Consider the following 18,028-nt stretch of genomic DNA (forward strand, 5'->3'; position numbering starts at 1 on the left):
CAACCAACCCCGCTCCAGGACCCCCACCTCATGACCGACCTCGACGACACCACAGCCGACGCCCCCTCCGACCGCACCAGCGACGGCCTCGACGCCCGGCTAGTCGTAGACCACGGCACCTTCCGCCTCGACATCACCCTGACCGCCGCCCCCGGCGACGTCGTAGCCCTCCTCGGCCCGAACGGCGCGGGCAAGACCACCGCCCTGCGCGCACTCGCCGGTCTCGTCCCGCTCACCGGCGGCCATCTGCGTCTTGACGGCACCGCATTGGACCGTAAACCCCCCGAGTCCCGCCCCGTCGGCGTCGTCTTCCAGGACTACCTGCTCTTCCCCCACCTCACCGCCCTCGACAACGTGGCCTTCGGCCCGCGCTGCCAGGGCGCCACCAAGGCCGAGGCCCGCGCCCAGGCCGCCGAGTGGCTGGACCGCATGGGCCTGGCCGAACACGCCGGCGCCAAGCCCCGCAGGCTCTCCGGCGGCCAAGCCCAGCGCGTGGCCCTCGCCCGCGCCCTGGCCACCCGCCCCCGCCTGCTCCTCCTCGACGAACCGCTCGCCGCCCTGGACGCCCGCACCCGCCTGGAGGTACGGGCCCGACTCCGCCGCCACCTGGCCGAGTTCGAGGCCGTCGCCGTCCTGGTCACGCACGACCCGCTGGACGCCATGGTGCTGGCCGACCGGCTGGTGGTCGTCGAACACGGCAGGATCGTCCAGGAGGGCACGCCCGCCGACATCGCCCGCCACCCGCGCACCGACTACATCGCGCAGCTGGTCGGCCTCAACCTCTACAAGGGGCAGGCCGACGGCCACACCGTCCGACTCGACGCCGGCCCCGCCATCACCACCACGGAAGACCTCGCAGGCCCGGTCTTCGTCGCGTTCCCTCCGGGAGCCGTGACCCTCTACCGCGACAGGCCGACCGGCTCCAGCGCCCGCAACCTCTGGCGCTGCGAGGTGGCCGGCCTGGAGACCCACGGCGACCAGATCCGCGCGGACCTCACCGGCGAGCTCGCCCTCGCCGCCGACCTCACCACGGTCGCCGCGGCCGAACTCGACCTGCACCCGGGCGCACCGGTCTGGGCGGCGGTCAAGGCGACGCAGACACACGCATACCCGGCATAAGACCCGGCGGCGGCTACGGTGGAGCCCCGGACCCCAGGACCACCCCCATCCTCAGCGAGGCCCCCATGAGCCTGAGCATCCGCAACCAGCTCCCCGGCACCGTCGCCGCCGTCACCCCGGGCGAGGTCATGGCAACGGTCAAGGTCCGCCTGACCGGCGGCCAGGACCTCACCGCGGCGATCACCCGGGAGGCGGCCGACGACCTCGGCCTCGGCACCGGGTCGGCCGTACGCGCGCTGGTGAAGTCGACGGAGGTCTCCCTCGCCACCGCCCCGGTCGAGGGCCTGTCGATCCGCAACCAACTCCCGGGCACGGTCACCGACATCGCCACCGGCGGCGCCATGGCCACCGTCAGGATCGGCATCGAGGACGGCGAGCTGACCGCCGCGATCACCAACGACGCGGTCACCGACCTCGGCCTCTCGACGGGCGTCCCGGTGGTCGCCCTGATCAAGTCGACCGAGGTCGCCCTGGCGAGTGCCTGAACCCGGCGACTACCTGAACCCGGAACCATCCAAACCCGGCGACCACCCGAACGCCTCTGTCCGCGCCGCGTCTCAGTCCTCGTACGCGTCCAGCGGCGGGCAGGAGCAGACCAGGTTCCGGTCACCGAAGGCCTGGTCGATACGGCGCACCGGCGGCCAGTACTTGTCCGCGGCCGAGACACCGGCCGGGAAGACGGCCTCCTCGCGCGGGTACGCGTGCTCCCACTCCCCGCCCAGCGCGGCGGCGGTGTGCGGGGCACCCCGCAGCGGGTTGTCGTCTGCGGGCCACTCCCCGGAGCCGACCTTCTCGATCTCCGCGCGGATGGCGATCATGGCCTCGCAGAACCGGTCCAGCTCGATCAGGTCCTCGGACTCGGTCGGCTCGATCATCAGCGTGCCGGCCACCGGGAAGGACATCGTCGGCGCGTGGAACCCGTAGTCGATGAGCCTCTTGGCGACGTCGTCGACGCTCACGCCGGTCGCCTTGGTCAGCGGCCGCAGGTCGATGATGCACTCGTGCGCGACCAGCCCGCCCGGACCGGTGTAGAGCACCGGGTAGTGCGGCTCCAGCCGCTTGGCGATGTAGTTCGCGCTGAGCACCGCCACCTGCGTGGCCCGCTTCAGCCCTTCGCCGCCCATGAGCCGCACGTACGCCCACGAGATCGGCAGGATCCCGGCGGAACCCCACGGCGCGGCCGAGATCGGCCCGACCCCCGTCTCAGGACCGGCCGCGGGCTGCAGCGGGTGGTTCGGCAGATACGGCGCCAGGTGCGCGCGCACCCCGACCGGGCCGACGCCCGGACCGCCGCCGCCGTGCGGGATGCAGAAGGTCTTGTGCAGGTTGAGGTGGGAGACGTCACCGCCGAAGTGCCCCGGCTTGGCCAGCCCCACCAGGGCGTTGAGGTTGGCGCCGTCGACGTAGACCTGCCCGCCCGCCTCGTGCACCTGGGCACAGATGTCGGCGACGTGCTCCTCGAACACCCCGTGCGTCGAGGGATACGTGATCATCAGCACCGACAGTTCGTCGCGGTACTGCTCGATCTTCGCCCGCAGATCGTCGACGTCGATCTCGCCGTCTTCGGCGGTCTTCACGACGACGACCTTCATCCCGGCCATCACGGCGCTGGCGGCGTTGGTCCCGTGCGCGGACGACGGAATCAGACACACGGTCCGCTGCTCGTCTCCGTTGGCCCGGTGATATCCGCGTACGGCGAGCAGCCCGGCCAGCTCACCCTGCGACCCGGCGTTGGGCTGCAGGGACACGCTGTCGTAGCCGGTGACCTCGGCGAGACGTTCCTCCAGCTCACGGATGAGCGTGAGGTAGCCCTGCGCCTGCTCGGCGGGCGCGAAGGGGTGCAGCTGCCCGAACTCTGGCCAGGTGACGGGCTCCATCTCGGTGGTCGCGTTGAGCTTCATCGTGCAGGAGCCCAGCGGGATCATGCCGCGGTCGAGCGCGTAGTCACGGTCGGCGAGGCGACGCAGGTAGCGCAGCATCGCGGTCTCGGAGCGGTGCTGGTGGAAAACGGGGTGCGCGAGGTACTCGTCGGCGCGCAGCAGCGCATCCGGAAGCGTCTCCTCCGTCGCCGCGTCGAGCGCCTCGATGTCGCTCTCGACCCCGAACGCGGTCCATACGGCGGCCAGCTGGGCCCGCGTGGTGGTCTCGTCGCAGGCGAGGGACACGTGATCGGCGTCCACGAGCCGCACGTTGACACCGTTCTCGCGAGCGGCGGCGACGACCTGGGCCGCCTTCCCGGGCACGCGGGCGGTCAGCGTGTCGAAGTAGGACCCGTGCACGACGTCGACCCCACCGGCGGTCAGCCCCGCGGCAAGGATCGCGGCATACCGATGCGTCCGCCGCGCGATGGTCCGCAGACCCTCGGGCCCGTGGTAGACGGCGTACATGCCGGCCATCACGGCGAGCAGCACCTGCGCGGTGCAGATGTTGCTGGTCGCCTTCTCCCGGCGGATGTGCTGCTCACGCGTCTGCAGGGCGAGCCGGTACGCCTTGTGCCCGTCGGCGTCCACGGACACTCCCACGAGCCGCCCGGGCAGGCTGCGCGCGAACTTCTCCCGCACGGCCATGTATCCGGCGTGCGGCCCGCCGAATCCCATCGGCACGCCGAACCTCTGGGTCGTTCCGACCGCGATGTCCGCACCGAGTTCCCCCGGGGACTTCAGCAGCGTGAGCGCGAGCAGATCGGCGGCGACGGTGACGAGGGCGCCGAGCTCATGAGCCTGCTCGATCAGCGGCTCGATGTCGCGTACGGCCCCGGAGGCGCCCGGGTACTGGATCAGCACGCCGTTGATCTCCCGCCCGGCGACCTCGGCCGGAATCCCCTCGCTCAGGTCGGCGACGACGACCTCGACCCCGGTCGGCTCGGCACGGGTCTCGATCACGGCGATGGTCTGCGGCAGCGCGTCCGCGTCGACCAGGAACAGGCCCTTCTTGTTCTTGCCCATGCGCCGGGACAGCGCCATGGCCTCGGCGGCGGCCGTGCTCTCGTCGAGCAGCGAGGCACCGGAGGTCGGCAGCCCGGTGAGGTCGGCGACCATGGTCTGGAAGTTCAGCAGGGCTTCGAGCCGCCCCTGTGAAATCTCGGGCTGATACGGCGTGTAAGCCGTGTACCAGGCCGGATTCTCCATCACATTGCGCAGGATGACGGGCGGGGTGAAGGTCCCGTAGTACCCCAGCCCGATCATGGAGTCGAGGACCTGGTTCCGGTCCGCCAGCGAACGCAGCTCGGCCAGCACCTCGGCCTCGGTGCGCGCGCCCGGGAGGTCCAGCGCATCGGCGTTCTTGATCACGTCCGGCACCGCGGCGGCGGTGAGCTCGTCGAGCGAGGCGTAACCGACCTGGGCGAGCATCTTCGCCCGCGCTTCCTGGTCAGGCCCTATGTGGCGCTGTTCGAAGGGGATTCCCTGCTCGAGCTCGGAGAGCGAAATGCGGTGGGCGGTCATTGCGGAGGCCTCCTGGTCTGACGCGACCTGCGAGGGGCACCACGGCGCGGGTACCCGGACGGCCTCCCCCTCTGTCATCTCAACCTGAGAGCTTCACCGGGGCGCCCGAGAGCTCCCGGCTTGCACCGTCGGTGAGAGCGGAAGCCGTCGACACCCGCCCTGCTTTCCAGAGTGACCTCGTCCGTGCGGTACGTGGGCCTGAGAGATTCCGGGGAGGATTTGCTCCTTCGGCGCCTCCGATGATGTCTGGAGGACTCTCCCGCACAGGGTCAGCAGCCGCTTGCCAGCGTACCAGCGAGGTCGACGCACGATCCCTCGAGTGGCCACGCTCACCAATGTGCTCTTTCGTAGTGCTTACGGATGAGTTGCGACCAAGTGGAGGGCCCGTGCAGACCGACATCGATCCGCGCAACCTGATAGGCCGCAAGGTGTTCGACCGCAATGGCACCAAGATCGGCACGATCGACGAGATCTACCTCGACGACGCGACCGGCGTTCCCGAGTGGGCGGCCATACGCACCGGCCTGTTCAGCAGGGACGCCTTCGTCCCCTTGGAGCCCAGCGAGCTGAGAGAGGGCACCCTGCACGTCCCCTTCGACCGCGCCCTGATCAAGGACGCCCCCGACTTCGGCGTGGGCCGCCACCTCTCCCCGGAACAGGAACTCCAGCTCTACCACCACTACGGCCTCGACGTGGCCGCTCCCCGCACGCTCCCGGACCACGACTTCGGCAAAGTGGCAGGCACGGACGAATCCTGACGCCCGACCGCCCGAGAACCGCTCAGCCACATCCACCACAAGCCGCCACAGCGTCCAGGCCACGACCTCCCACCCACATCCGCGTACACGGCTCAGCCACATCCACGCTGCTGGACCAGCCTTTTCCCCTCTCCCAGACCCTGCGCGTCCGACCAGCCCCTCCAACACAGCCACAACCTGCGCCCCCGGCCGGGCGCGGGCGGCGCCGACGCCGGGCTGCGCGCGACGCGCCCCCAGGCCCCCTAACCCGAACGCACCCCACCGCCGTCCACCACAACCCCACCCTCCCCAGATCTCCCCCGCACCAAGGGCAACGGCTCCGCCGGCTCCAGATCAGGGTCGTCAACCCGAAACGTCCGCACCCGCCCCGGCTCCGAATCAGGCGTCTCGAACCGCACGGTCACCCTCCCCAGCCCACTCCCCTGCACCCACCCATGCCCGTACTCCGCATGCCGCACATCGTGCCCCGCAGGCCACCGCCGCTCCACAGGCACCTCGGGCTCCTGGACAGGCGCATCCTCGGCCTCGTCCACGGGCGCATCCGCCCGCTCTCCCGCCGCCTGCGCGAACAGATCCTCCTGCGTGTAGTCGGCAAGCCCGCTGACCCCCACGCCCAGCAGCCGTACGCCACCCGTCGTGTCCACGGAGTCCAGCAGCCGGGCCGCAGCCTCACGCACGACCGCCGGATCGTCCGTGGGCCCACGCAACGTCTCGGACCTGGTCAGCGTCGAGAAGTCGTACCTCCGCACCTTCAGCACGATCGTCCGCCCGGACAGCCCCGCGCCCCGCAGCCGCCGCACGCACCGGTCGGCCAGCCGCTGCACCTCCATCCCCACCCGGACCCGGTCGTGGATGTCGATGTCGTAGGTGTCCTCCACGGACACCGACTTCGTCTCCCGCTCGGCCACCACGGGCCGCTCGTCCCGCGCCAGCGCCATGGTGTAGAGCCCGTGCCCATGGGCCTTCCCCAGCAGCCGTACGAGCTCGTCCTCGCCCGCCTCCACGATCTCCTCGACCGTGGTGATCCCGGCCCGCCGCAGATGGTCCCCCGTCGCCGGCCCCACCCCCGGCAGGGTCCGCACGGTAAGAGGCCCGAGCAGCGCCCGCTCGGTCCCCGGCTCGATCACCACCAGCCCGTCGGGCTTGGCCTGTTCCGAGGCGATCTTGGCGAGCATCTTGGAGGCGGCGAGCCCCACCGAGCCGGTCAGCCCGGTGACGGCCCGTATGTCGGCGCGCAGCTTCACCCCCACCAGCCGCGCAGACTGCTCGTCCCAGGCCGCTTCCCCGGCCTCCAGATCCACGAACGCCTCATCCAGGCTCAGCGGCTCCACGAGCGGGGACAGCGCCCGCAGCAGCCCCATCACCTGGTCGCTGATCGTCCGGTAGAACGCGAAGCGCGGCACGAGATACGCGGCGTTCGGCGCGAGCCGGCGGGCCTGAGCCATCGGCATCGCCGAGTGAACCCCGAAAACCCGTGCCTCGTACGAAGCCGTGGCCACCACCCCACGCGGCCCCAGCCCGCCCACGATGACGGCCTTCCCGCGCAGGCTCGGCTTGGACCCCTGCTCCGCCGAGGCGAAGAAGGCATCCATGTCGAGATGCAGGATCGTGGGCGCGCTTCTCACATCTCCGATGCTGCCCTACGCCACTGACAATGGCCCCGCCCGCGGACCGGGAGGGCTGTCAGACCGCCCGGTTGCGCCGCCGCGCCAACTCGTCCGCGGGGTTGTGCCCGACGAGGGTCTCCCCGGTGTCGACCCGCTCCCCGTGCAGCTGCGAGAGAGCGCTCTCGACGTCCCGCCACACCACACCGACGGCGATTCCGAAGATGCCCTGGCCGCCCTGGAGCAGTGCGTGGACCTCGTCGGGCGAGGTGCATTCGTAGACCGTGGCGCCGTCGCTCATCAGCGTCATGCGTTCCAGGTCACGGAAGCCGCGCTCCCTGAGGTGCTGGACGGCGGTGCGGATGTTCTGCAGCGACACACCGGTGTCGAGGAACCTCTTGACGATCTTGAGGACGACGACGTCCCGGAAGCTGTACAGACGCTGCGTCCCGGACCCGTGGGCGGGCCGTACGCTCGGTTCGACGAGCCCGGTGCGGGCCCAGTAGTCCAGTTGCCGGTAGGTGATCCCGGCGGCCGCACAGGCCGTCGGACCGCGGTAGCCGATCTGCTCGGACGCCATGGACGTCGCCCCTCCGCTGCTCGGCACGGCCGTCGGTCGCTGCGGAGCGTGATCGGCCGCGCTGCCGTGAAGCGGATACGGACCGCTCTCCCCGAGACTGCGTCCGGGGGCACCCCCAGTCGTACCGTCGCCGCTGCTTCTCACGCCGACCTCCGTCCTTGACCTGCCTTCTCGACGGTAGGCAGTCACCAGGGGTGCGTCAACGATCGCCACACTCGGCACGCCGAGTGATAATCACCCTAAGAGTGGTTTCCCGTGCCCCACCGCGGGGAAAGGCTAGCCGAATGCGCTCGGACGGGGCCGCGGACGCTCTCACGCGCCGCTGGCAAATGCCGTCATTTGAGGCGCCACCGGACGAGGAAAGGCCCGGCACTCCGTGTGTCCGCCAGGCCCATGGCTCACTGACTGCTGGAGCCGAAGTCCTCTGGAGAGATCTGGTCGAGGAATTCGCGGAACTTCTCCACCTCGTCCTCCTGCTCGTCCGGAATCGCGATGCCCGCGTCGTCGAGCACACCGTCACTGCCGTAGATCGGCGTCCCGGTGCGCAGGGCCAGCGCTATGGCGTCGGACGGCCGTGCGCTCACCTCGACCCCACTGGCGAACACCAGCTCCGCGTAGAAGACGCCCTCACGCAGGTCCGTGATGCGCACTTCGGTGAGCTCCTGGCCGACGGCCTCCAGCACGTCCTTGAACAGGTCGTGGGTCAGCGGTCGGGCGGGAGCCATGCCCTGCTGGGCGAAGGCGATCGCCGTGGCCTCCCCGGGCCCGATCCAGATGGGGAGGTAACGGTCGCCTCCCACTTCACGCAGGAGCACGATCGGTTGGTTGGAGGGCATTTCGACCCGGACACCTACGACATCGAGCTCGTTCACACAGCAACCCTAGGCCGTGCCCGGGACGTTTGGGTAGTCGAGCAGGAAACGGGTGGCCGATCCGGCCGTCGTACGCCCGCTCAGGGCAGCCGCACTCCGAGGGCGGTCTGTACCAGTGCGGCGTGCAGTTTCACCGTGAGCCCGGCCAGTTCCTTCGTACGCGCCTCGGCATGCGCCCTGGTCTGGGGGTTGCGGTGGCGCTTGAGCGGGGCGACCACTTGGTCCACGAGCCCCGCCTCGCGGTCGGCCGCGGCCTTCATCACGCGCAGATGCCGCGGCTCGATCCCGAATCGCCCCAGCTCGGCGACGAGCGAGGCGACGGTGGCCGCCTCCGCGTCGTACGCTCCGTCCGGCAGCGGGCTGATGAGCCCGTACGACTCCCACTCCTGAAGCTCCTGCTCACCGATCTCGGCGGCGGCCATCAGCTCGTCCCGCCCGATCCGGACCGCCGTCGGCCCTTCGACAGCCTCCGGAACGGCCTCGCCGTCGCGCTGGCGGCCCAGCGCCGGCAGCTGTACGGCTTCGCCGCGCTCCATGGCGTCGAGGTACTCACGGATCACCTTGAGCGGCAGATAGTGGTCCCGCTGCATCCTCAGGACGTGACCGAGGCGCTCGACGTCCTCGGCGCTGAACTTGCGATACCCCGAGGGGGTCCGCTGCGGCTCGATGAGCCCCTCCGACTCCAGGAAACGGATCTTGGAGATGGTGACTTCGGGGAACTCCTCACGCAGCACGTTCAGCACCGTGCCGATGCTCATCAGCCCACTGTCCGCGGCGGCGATGCCGTGCCCGGCACCGCCGCTCGGTGTTTGAACCATGGACCTTCCCTGGGGGTCCCCCCGGACGGCGTCCGGGAGAGGGTCAGTAGCCCCGCTGGCTCGCGTAGAAGACCAGCCGGTACTTGCCGATCTGCACCTCGTCACCGTTGTTCAGGGCGACCTGGTCGATGCGCTCACGGTTGACGTACGTACCGTTCAGGCTGCCCACGTCGGCCACCGTGAACGAGCCGTCCGGACCACGGCGGAACTCCACATGCCGGCGGGAAACCGTCACGTCGTCCAGGAAGATGTCGCTCTGCGGATGACGTCCGGCCGTGGTCAGGTCGCCGTCCAGCAGGAAGCGGCTGCCCGAGTTCGGCCCGCGGCGCACCACCAGCAGCGCCGAGCCGAGCGGCAGGGCGTCGACGGCCGCCTGCGCCTCCGGGGAGAGCATGGGAATCGGCGTCTGGCCCGTGGCCTCGGCGTCGTAGGCCTCGAGTCCGGAGATGGAGATCGTGGAGGTCGTCTCGGACGGACGCTCGGCCGCGGCTCCGGCCCGCAGCGGCGCGCCGCAGTTGGAGCAGAAGCGGCTGTTCTCCGCGTTGCGGTTACCGCACCTCGTACACACCAGGGCCGACATGGACGGATCCTCCTGCCGCGGCTGCCCCCCGGGGGCATGGGACGCGTACGGGTCTGCGGAAAACCCTCCACCCGTACTTGAGGTTGACGGTTGCCCGAAACCTATGCCTCCGGACTGGGCAGGGTCAACAGACGGCGCGCCCTGACCTCCGGGAATGTCACCGCCCGGACCACCGACCTGATCCCGGAACAGCGGGCGCTGGCCCTCTGCGTCAGGCTGTGCGCGATGACGAGCGGTCGCGTTGTCGCTGCCCTCTCGCGCGCTCTTGCCGAACAACTTCGCAAACAACTTCACGGGCGATTCCCCTTGACCGAAACAGACCCGCCCGTGGGGCAGGACGAACCCTGATTGAACACACCGGTCGACCCGGACATCCTCACAACGTCCGTATCCACCAGACAGTTTCCACCACGCACCACCCATTCGGTGCGCCGACCCCCCGCAACCTCATGCCCTGGCCGGACGCCCCCCATGCACCCCCGGTTCACTGGGAGGACGACCGAGCGTAGTCAGGCCGCTTCGCTGCTCGCAAGGCGTCCACGACGATCTTGTCCGACCGCTCGACGGTCACGGTGGCCTGCTCCTTCTCAAGAGTCTGCACCACGCCTCCAGGGATGTTGAGCGCCGGTTCGAGATCCTGCGGCTTGCCGATGACCTTGAAACGATAGGGGGCGTTGATCTTGTTCCCGTCGACACTCACGCTCTTGCCCGAGTCGGTCAGGTACGTGCCCGCGACGACTCGTACGCCGTTCACCTGGATCGCCTCCGCCCCGGCCGCGCGAAGTTCCTGGACCGCGTCGAGCAGCATGTTCGCCTCGACCGTCCCCTTCGTGTCATCGATGGTCATGGTGATGCCGGGCCCCTGCGCGGCCACCGTTCCCGCGAGGATGCCGAGCTGCCTCTCCTTCTCGACCGTCTGCTTGCGGGCCTCTTCGGCCTGGTCCGAACTGTTCTCCAGCTCGTCCCGCTGCTTCTCGAGACCCTGCTTCTCGTCTTCAAGACGCTGAGTACGGTCGTCCAGTTCGTCGAGGATGCGAACAAGATCTTCCTGACGCGCACCCCGTAGAGCACTGTCGCTGTCACTGTTCGACGCCACCTGGACGGCCAGACCGAACCCCAGGCCGAACAACAGCACGGCGACGATGAGTTGGGCACGCGTGACACGCGGCGGCCACAACCCCTTCACCAGACGTTGCCGGCCGGTCAGCTGCGGCTCCGCATCGGAGGCGTTCCCGGCCGGAGGAGAAGCCGCCGCCGGCACCTCTTCGGGCAGTTCCCTGCGCAGCCTGTTGCCAGGATTCTCGTCCCGCTTGCTCATCGGCCTCACGCCCGGAACACGTGCCGGCGGATCGCTGCGGCGTTCGAGAAGATACGGATCCCGAGGACGACGACGACACCGGTGGACAGCTGGGCTCCCACGCCCAGCTTGTCGCCCAGGAACACGATCAGCGCGGCCACGACCACGTTCGACAAGAACGACACGACGAAGACCTTGTCGTCGAAGATGCCGTCGAGCATGGCCCGCAGACCTCCGAAGACGGCGTCGAGTGCCGCCACGACGGCGATCGGCAGATAAGGCTCGACGACCGCCGGAACCTCAGGCCGGACCAAAAGGCCGGCCACGACTCCGACGACGAGGCCCAGTACGGCGATCACGATGTGCCCTTCTCGGTTTTCTGCTGTGCTGTACGTACGGTCACACTCGGTGCGGCGGGCAGCCGGAGGTCGTCCTCCACGGAGATGGCGGTCCGGATGCCGAAGTTCTCCTGCAGCGCGTGCAGATACAGCCCGTCGGCGCTGTTCTGGAATCTGCCGCTCATCCCCTTGCCGTCCCCCACGGCAAGCACCGTATACGGCGGAACCAGCGGCTTGTTGTCGACCAGTATCGCCTCACCCGCGGCCCTGATCGCCGACAGCGTCGTCAACCGCTGCCCGTTGATGGAGACGGCCTCCGCGCCCGACTCCCACAGGCCGTTGACCACGCGCTGCATGTCACGGTCGCGCACCCGCCCGGTGTCGGAGAACCCCGAGGTCTCCCGCGGGTCGCCGTCACCTTCCGTGGTGGCTTCCTTGGCGTCGTCCACGACCAGTTTCACGCCGGGGCCGCGCACCTCGGTCGAACCCGCCAGAAGCCCCAAGAGCTCCGTCTGGTCACTGTCGCCGGTCTTCTTGAGGGCCTCGCGCTGCCGCGCGCTCACGTTGTCCCGCAGCTTGTCGACGGAGTCCTCGAGTTTGTCCGCCGCCTCGGTCTCCCGGTCGATGCGGTCGATCAGTTCCTCGCGCTCCTTGGCCACGGCGGGCGCCGCGACCCTCGCCTGTGCCGCGCCGACGGTCACCACCAGAGCCGCGAGCACCAGGCCGGCGGCCAGACCGAGCTTCGCCCTGAGAGTCTTCGGCATGCCGCCGTCGCCACTGGCCCTCTTCCGGGCGGCCGCTTCGGCGTAGCCGTCGTCGAGGCTGTGGTCCATGACGTTGGTGAGCAGCGACATGGACGCGTCCGGACGCGACGCGCGCGTGGGGGTGCTCCGAACGGGGGGCTGCTGCGGCATGCCGCACATCGTCGCACGTCGCGCCCGCTACCTCCGAATGGCCCCAGCGCACGTACCGGACAGGCTCCCTTGGGGACACCTGTCCGGCACGCGCGCGTGCTGTGATTCAGCGCCCGGCGCTGTCCACGACCGCCGACCACTCGTCGAGCAGAGCCTGCGCCGAGGCGTCGTCCGGCCCCTCCGCCCACAGGTGGGTGACCGCCTCGGCCGGGTCGGGCAGCACCATCACCCAGCGCCCGTCGGTCTCGACGACCCTCACACCGTCGGTGGTGTCCACGAAGCGATCTCCGGCCGCCTCCACGACCCGCCGCATCACAAGCCCCTTCACGGCCCAGGGAGTCGCCAGATCACGCTTGAGCACGTGCGCTCGCGGTATCCGCGCATCGATCTGGCTGAGCGTCAACTGCGTCCGTGCCACCAGCCCGATCAGCCGTACGAAGGCCGCCGCGCCGTCGAAGACACTGCTGAACTCGGGGACGATGAAGCCACCCTTGCCGTCACCGCCGAAGATGGTCGTGTCGTCGCGCCCGACCCGGGTCAGATCGTCGGGAGACGTCGTCGTCCACTCCACCTGCGTGCCGTGATACGCCGCCACCTGCTCGGCGATCCTCGTAGTGGTCACCGGCAGAGCCACCCGGCCGCTGCGCCGCTCCGCGGCGACCAGATCGAGCATCACGAGCAGCGCCCGGTCGTCCTCGATGATGCGGCCCTTCTCGTCCACCAGCGACAGCCGCTCACCGACGGGGTCGAAGCGCACTCCGAAGGCGGCGCCCGAGGACGCCGCGATCTCACCGAGCCGCACCAGCCCCGACCGACGCATGTCGGCCGTCTCCGTCGGCCGCGATTCGTTCAGACCGGGATTGATGGTGAGCGAGTCCACACCGAGCTTGCCGAGCAGGCTGGGCAGCACGAGCCCTGCGCTGCCGTTCGAGGCGTCGACGACGACCTTGAGCCCCGACTCGGCGATTCCCGTCGTATCGACGTTCCGCAACAACGAGCCGGTGTACGAATCGAAGACGCTGGCCGGGAAGTGCAGATCCCCGATCTCGCCTGGGAACGCCCGCCGGTACTCCTGCCGCGCGAACACCCGGTCCAGCTTGCGCTGACTCGCCTGGGAGAGGTCGGCCCCCCTGCCGTCGAAGAACATGATGTCCACGGAGTCCGGCACGCCCGGCGTGGTCCGGATCATGATCCCGCCGGCACTGCCCCGACCGGTCTGCTGCCGGGCCACGGGCAGCGGTACGTTCTCCAGGTCGCGTACGTCGATGGCGCTGGCCTGCAAGGCGGAGATGACCGCCCGCTTCAGCGCACGGGCACCACGGGAGTGGTCGCGGGCCGTCGTGACGGTCGAGCCCTTCTTGAGGGTCGTCGCGTAGGCGCCGGCCAGACGGACGGCGAGTTCGGGCGTGATCTCCACGTTCAAGATCCCGGAGACTCCGCGGGCGCCGAAGAGATGCGCCTGCCCCCTGGACTCCCAGATGACCGACGTGTTGACGAACGCGCCGGCCTCGATCGTCTTGAACGGGTAGACCCGCACGTTGCCCTGAACGATCGATTCCTCACCGATCAAGCACTCGTCCCCGATGACGGCGCCGTCCTCGATCCGGGCCGCGCGCATGATGTCGGTGTTCTTTCCGACGACACAGCCGCGGAGATTGCTGTGCTGGCCGACGTACACGTTGTCATGCACAACGGCCTTGTGCAGAAACGCCCCGGTTTTCACGACGACGTTCGAGCCGACGACCGAGTGCTCCCGGATTTCGGCGCCGGCTTCGACCTTGGCGTAGTCCCCGATGTAGAGAGGACCACGCAGAACCGCGTCCGGATGCACCTCGGCGCCCTCGGCCACCCACACACCCGGCGAGATCTCGAAACCGTCGATCTCGACGTCGACCTTGCCCTCCAGGACGTCGGCCTGCGCCTTCACGTAGCTCTCGTGGGTACCGACGTCCTCCCAGTAGCCCTCGGCCACATAGCCGTAAACCGGCTTGCCCTCCTTCATCAACTGAGGAAAGACGTCGCCGGACCAGTCCACGGGCACATCGGGTTCGACATAGTCGAAGACCTCGGGCTCCATCACGTAGATACCCGTGTTCACGGTGTCCGAGAAAACCTGGCCCCAGGTCGGCTTCTCCAGGAAGCGCTCGACCTTGCCCTCCTCGTCGACGATCGTGATGCCGAATTCCAATGGATTGGGCACACGCGTCAGACAGACGGTGACCAGGGCACCTTTTTCCTTGTGGAAATTGATGAGCTCGGTGAGATCGAAGTCGGTCAGGGCATCACCGGAGATGACAAGGAAGGCATCGTCCTTCAACGCCTCCTCGGCGTTCTTGACGCTTCCGGCGGTACCGAGTGGCTTCTCCTCATTGGCATAGCTGAGCTCCATTCCGAGCTCTTCACCGTCACCGAAGTAGTTCTTTACCAGTGACGCCAGGAACTGGACGGTAACGACGGTCTCGTTGAGCCCATGCCTTTTGAGCAGCCGCAGAACGTGCTCCATGATCGGCCGGTTGGCCACCGGCAGGAGCGGCTTGGGCATGCTTGAGGTCATTGGACGAAGGCGCGTGCCTTCGCCTCCGGCCATCACGACGGCCTTCATGTCGGAAGCGTCCTCCTCTAAGAGACGACGGTCTAGCCGACTTCACCCGTCCAGATTGTCCCGCACTTTTCCGCCGCGGGCCATCGCGCCGCTACAGCTGCTTCAACCGGCGGGGGTCAGTCGGTCATGGCGTCCGCACGAACCAGGCGGCGGACTTGTACGACGTAGAGAACTCCTGCCCACCAGTACAGCGTTGTACCCCATCCGGCGAACGCCCATCCGAAAATAGCAGCGAGTGACGAGATCCATCCACTTCCGTCACTGAGCAACAGCAACGGGAAGGCATACATCAGGTTGAACGTCGCTGCCTTGCCCAGGAAGTTCACCTGCGGCGGCGGATAGCCATGACGTCTGAGGATGCCCACCATCACCAGCAGAACCAGCTCTCGCGCCAAAAGTACAGCAGTCAACCAGATTGGCAGAATCTCGCGCCAGGTGAGGCCGATCAAAGTCGAGAGAATGTAGAGGCGGTCGGCCGCGGGGTCCAGAAGCCGGCCAAGGCTGCTGATCTGGTTCCAACGCCGAGCGAGCTTGCCGTCCAGGTAGTCACTGATCCCGCTCAGAGCCAGGACCAGCAGCGCCCAGCCATCACTCTTGGGGCCGCCGAACTCGGGCCGGAGGATGAGCCACAGGAAGACCGGCACGCCGACGAGCCGCGCCATGCTGAGGATGTTGGGGATGGTGAGGACCCGGTCCGTCTGTACGCGGGTCTCCTGGACCTCCACCCGGGAGCCTCCTGTGGGAAACGTGCCAACGATGCTCCCTGACCTTACCGCAACGCAAAAAAGCTCTGGCTCTCGGGCTGTGCGCCCAAGAGCCAGAGCTCTAAAAGGAGTTCGGCGGCGTCCTACTCTCCCACAGGGTCCCCCCTGCAGTACCATCGGCGCTGTAAGGCTTAGCTTCCGGGTTCGGAATGTAACCGGGCGTTTCCCTCACGCTATAACCACCGAAACACTATGAAACTGTGAACGCCACACCATCGCCGTGTGGCCCGGCAACGGGGCTGTTCGTGGTTTCAGAACCAACACAGTGGACGCGAGCAACTGAGGACAAGCCCTCGGCCTATTAGTACCGGTCAACTCCACACCTTACGGTGCTTCCATATCCGGCCTATCAACCCAGTCGTCTACTGGGAGCCTTAACCCCTCAAAGGGGGTGGGAGTCCTCATCTCGAAGCAGGCTTCCCGCTTAGATGCTTTCAGCGGTTATCCCTCCCGAACGTAGCCAACCAGCCATGCCCTTGGCAGAACAACTGGCACACCAGAGGTTCGTCCGTCCCGGTCCTCTCGTACTAGGGACAGCCCTTCTCAAGACTCCTACGCGCACAGCGGATAGGGACCGAACTGTCTCACGACGTTCTAAACCCAGCTCGCGTACCGCTTTAATGGGCGAACAGCCCAACCCTTGGGACCGACTCCAGCCCCAGGATGCGACGAGCCGACATCGAGGTGCCAAACCATCCCGTCGATATGGACTCTTGGGGAAGATCAGCCTGTTATCCCCGGGGTACCTTTTATCCGTTGAGCGACGGCGCTTCCACAAGCCACCGCCGGATCACTAGTCCCGACTTTCGTCCCTGCTCGACCCGTCGGTCTCACAGTCAAGCTCCCTTGTGCACTTACACTCAACACCTGATTACCAACCAGGCTGAGGGAACCTTTGGGCGCCTCCGTTACTCTTTAGGAGGCAACCGCCCCAGTTAAACTACCCATCAGACACTGTCCCTGATCCGGATCACGGACCCAGGTTAGACATCCAGCACGACCAGACTGGTATTTCAACGACGACTCCACCACCACTGGCGTGACAGCTTCAAAGTCTCCCAGCTATCCTACACAAGCCGAACCGAACACCAATATCAAACTGTAGTAAAGGTCCCGGGGTCTTTCCGTCCTGCTGCGCGAAACGAGCATCTTTACTCGTAGTGCAATTTCACCGGGCCTATGGTTGAGACAGTCGAGAAGTCGTTACGCCATTCGTGCAGGTCGGAACTTACCCGACAAGGAATTTCGCTACCTTAGGATGGTTATAGTTACCACCGCCGTTTACTGGCGCTTAAGTTCTCAGCTTCGCCCGACCGAAATCGGACTAACCGGTCCCCTTAACGTTCCAGCACCGGGCAGGCGTCAGTCCGTATACATCGCCTTACGGCTTCGCACGGACCTGTGTTTTTAGTAAACAGTCGCTTCTCGCTGGTCTCTGCGGCCACCCCCAGCTCCAGGCGCAAAGCCCTTCACCGGACATGGCCCCCCTTCTCCCGAAGTTACGGGGGCATTTTGCCGAGTTCCTTAACCATAGTTCACCCGAACGCCTCGGTATTCTCTACCTGACCACCTGAGTCGGTTTAGGGTACGGGCCGCCATGAAACTCGCTAGAGGCTTTTCTCGACAGCATAGGATCATCCACTTCACCACAATCGGCTCGGCATCAGGTCTCAGCCTTAACGGTGTACGGATTTACCTGCACACCGGCCTACACCCTTACCCCGGGACAACCACCGCCCGGGATGGACTACCTTCCTGCGTCACCCCATCACTCACCTACTACCAGCTCGGGCCACCGGCTCCACCACTTTCCATTCCCCGAAGGGTCCGGAACGGCTTCACGGGCTTAGCATCACTGGATTCAATGTTTGACGCTTCACAGCGGGTACCGGAATATCAACCGGTTATCCATCGACTACGCCTGTCGGCCTCGCCTTAGGTCCCGACTTACCCTGGGCAGATCAGCTTGACCCAGGAACCCTTAGTCAATCGGCGCACACGTTTCCCACGTGTGTATCGCTACTCATGCCTGCATTCTCACTCGTCAACCGTCCACAACTCGCTTCCGCGGCTGCTTCACCCGGCAGACGACGCTCCCCTACCCATCACAGCGCCCGTTGGGGCTCATGCTGCAATGACACGACTTCGGCGGTACGCTTGAGCCCCGCTACATTGTCGGCGCGGAATCACTTGACCAGTGAGCTATTACGCACTCTTTCAAGGGTGGCTGCTTCTAAGCCAACCTCCTGGTTGTCTGTGCGACTCCACATCCTTTCCCACTTAGCGTACGCTTAGGGGCCTTAGTCGATGCTCTGGGCTGTTTCCCTCTCGACCATGGA

The 18,028-nt window shown here is 67.4% G+C and carries 14 protein-coding genes, 2 rRNA genes and 1 riboswitch (1 of these 17 only partly in view); of the genes, 3 read left to right on the plus strand and 13 right to left on the minus strand.

What is annotated here, in order from left to right; genetic code table 11:
• Positions 1–30 precede the first annotated feature (30 nt).
• Positions 31–1,119 carry an ABC transporter ATP-binding protein gene (locus Q4V64_RS08495; RefSeq protein ID WP_124443930.1) on the plus strand — a complete coding sequence of 363 codons (1,089 nt, stop codon included), beginning with the start codon at positions 31–33 and terminating at the stop codon, positions 1,117–1,119.
• 65 nt (positions 1,120–1,184) lie between these two features.
• A complete protein-coding gene (locus Q4V64_RS08500) occupies positions 1,185–1,604 on the plus strand; it encodes a TOBE domain-containing protein (protein ID WP_124443929.1) in 420 nt (139 codons plus the stop codon).
• Between the two features lie 72 nt (positions 1,605–1,676).
• Here Q4V64_RS08500 and gcvP read toward each other — a convergent pair whose 3' ends face one another.
• The gene (gene gcvP, locus Q4V64_RS08505) at positions 1,677–4,562 is read right to left on the minus strand and encodes an aminomethyl-transferring glycine dehydrogenase (protein WP_124443928.1); all 2,886 of its coding nucleotides are present in this window, start codon (positions 4,560–4,562) and stop codon (positions 1,677–1,679) included.
• Positions 4,563–4,738: 176 nt separating this feature from the next.
• Positions 4,739–4,834, minus strand: a riboswitch (glycine riboswitch).
• A gap of 114 nt (positions 4,835–4,948) precedes the next feature.
• Here gcvP and Q4V64_RS08510 point away from each other — a divergent pair.
• The gene (locus tag Q4V64_RS08510) at positions 4,949–5,320 is read left to right on the plus strand and encodes a PRC-barrel domain-containing protein (RefSeq protein ID WP_172629492.1); all 372 of its coding nucleotides are present in this window, start codon (positions 4,949–4,951) and stop codon (positions 5,318–5,320) included.
• A gap of 242 nt (positions 5,321–5,562) precedes the next feature.
• Here the strand turns inward: Q4V64_RS08510 and Q4V64_RS08515 are convergent, their stop codons facing one another.
• The 12 genes from Q4V64_RS08515 to Q4V64_RS08570 all read right to left on the minus strand — a co-directional run.
• Positions 5,563–6,945, minus strand: a complete 1,383-nt coding sequence (locus Q4V64_RS08515) for a DNA polymerase IV (RefSeq protein ID WP_124443926.1) — start codon at positions 6,943–6,945, stop codon at positions 5,563–5,565.
• Positions 6,946–7,003: 58 nt separating this feature from the next.
• The gene (locus Q4V64_RS08520; RefSeq protein WP_124443925.1) at positions 7,004–7,648 is read right to left on the minus strand and encodes a MerR family transcriptional regulator; all 645 of its coding nucleotides are present in this window, start codon (positions 7,646–7,648) and stop codon (positions 7,004–7,006) included.
• A 254-nt stretch (positions 7,649–7,902) separates the two neighbouring features.
• Complete coding sequence (locus Q4V64_RS08525) at positions 7,903–8,376, minus strand: bifunctional nuclease family protein (protein WP_026281837.1); 474 nt, start codon at positions 8,374–8,376, stop codon at positions 7,903–7,905.
• A gap of 80 nt (positions 8,377–8,456) precedes the next feature.
• Positions 8,457–9,194: a MerR family transcriptional regulator gene (locus Q4V64_RS08530; RefSeq protein WP_124443924.1), complete on the minus strand. Its 738-nt coding sequence runs from the start codon at positions 9,192–9,194 to the stop codon at positions 8,457–8,459.
• Positions 9,195–9,237: 43 nt separating this feature from the next.
• The gene (locus tag Q4V64_RS54835) at positions 9,238–10,197 is read right to left on the minus strand and encodes an FHA domain-containing protein (protein WP_124443923.1); all 960 of its coding nucleotides are present in this window, start codon (positions 10,195–10,197) and stop codon (positions 9,238–9,240) included.
• A 61-nt stretch (positions 10,198–10,258) separates the two neighbouring features.
• Positions 10,259–11,092, minus strand: coding sequence for a DUF881 domain-containing protein (locus tag Q4V64_RS08540; protein WP_124443922.1), 834 nt, complete (start codon positions 11,090–11,092; stop codon positions 10,259–10,261).
• A gap of 5 nt (positions 11,093–11,097) precedes the next feature.
• On the minus strand, positions 11,098–11,430 hold the full coding sequence (locus tag Q4V64_RS08545) for a small basic family protein (protein ID WP_003988855.1): 333 nt from the start codon (positions 11,428–11,430) through the stop codon (positions 11,098–11,100).
• On the minus strand, positions 11,427–12,332 hold the full coding sequence (locus tag Q4V64_RS08550) for a DUF881 domain-containing protein (protein ID WP_124443921.1): 906 nt from the start codon (positions 12,330–12,332) through the stop codon (positions 11,427–11,429). The genes Q4V64_RS08545 and Q4V64_RS08550 overlap by 4 nt, the downstream gene beginning before the upstream one ends.
• Before the next feature lie 97 nt (positions 12,333–12,429).
• On the minus strand, positions 12,430–14,925 hold the full coding sequence (locus Q4V64_RS08555; RefSeq protein ID WP_124443920.1) for a mannose-1-phosphate guanyltransferase: 2,496 nt from the start codon (positions 14,923–14,925) through the stop codon (positions 12,430–12,432).
• Positions 14,926–15,041: 116 nt separating this feature from the next.
• Positions 15,042–15,650, minus strand: coding sequence for a CDP-alcohol phosphatidyltransferase family protein (locus tag Q4V64_RS08560; RefSeq protein ID WP_124443919.1), 609 nt, complete (start codon positions 15,648–15,650; stop codon positions 15,042–15,044).
• 109 nt (positions 15,651–15,759) lie between these two features.
• Positions 15,760–15,876 (minus strand): 5S ribosomal RNA (gene rrf, locus Q4V64_RS08565).
• Positions 15,877–15,970: 94 nt separating this feature from the next.
• Positions 15,971–18,028: ribosomal RNA gene (locus Q4V64_RS08570) — 23S ribosomal RNA — on the minus strand (it continues 1,064 nt past the right edge of the window).

It is taken from the genome of Streptomyces sp. NL15-2K (genome assembly GCF_030551255.1).
GTDB lineage: Bacteria > Actinomycetota > Actinomycetes > Streptomycetales > Streptomycetaceae > Streptomyces.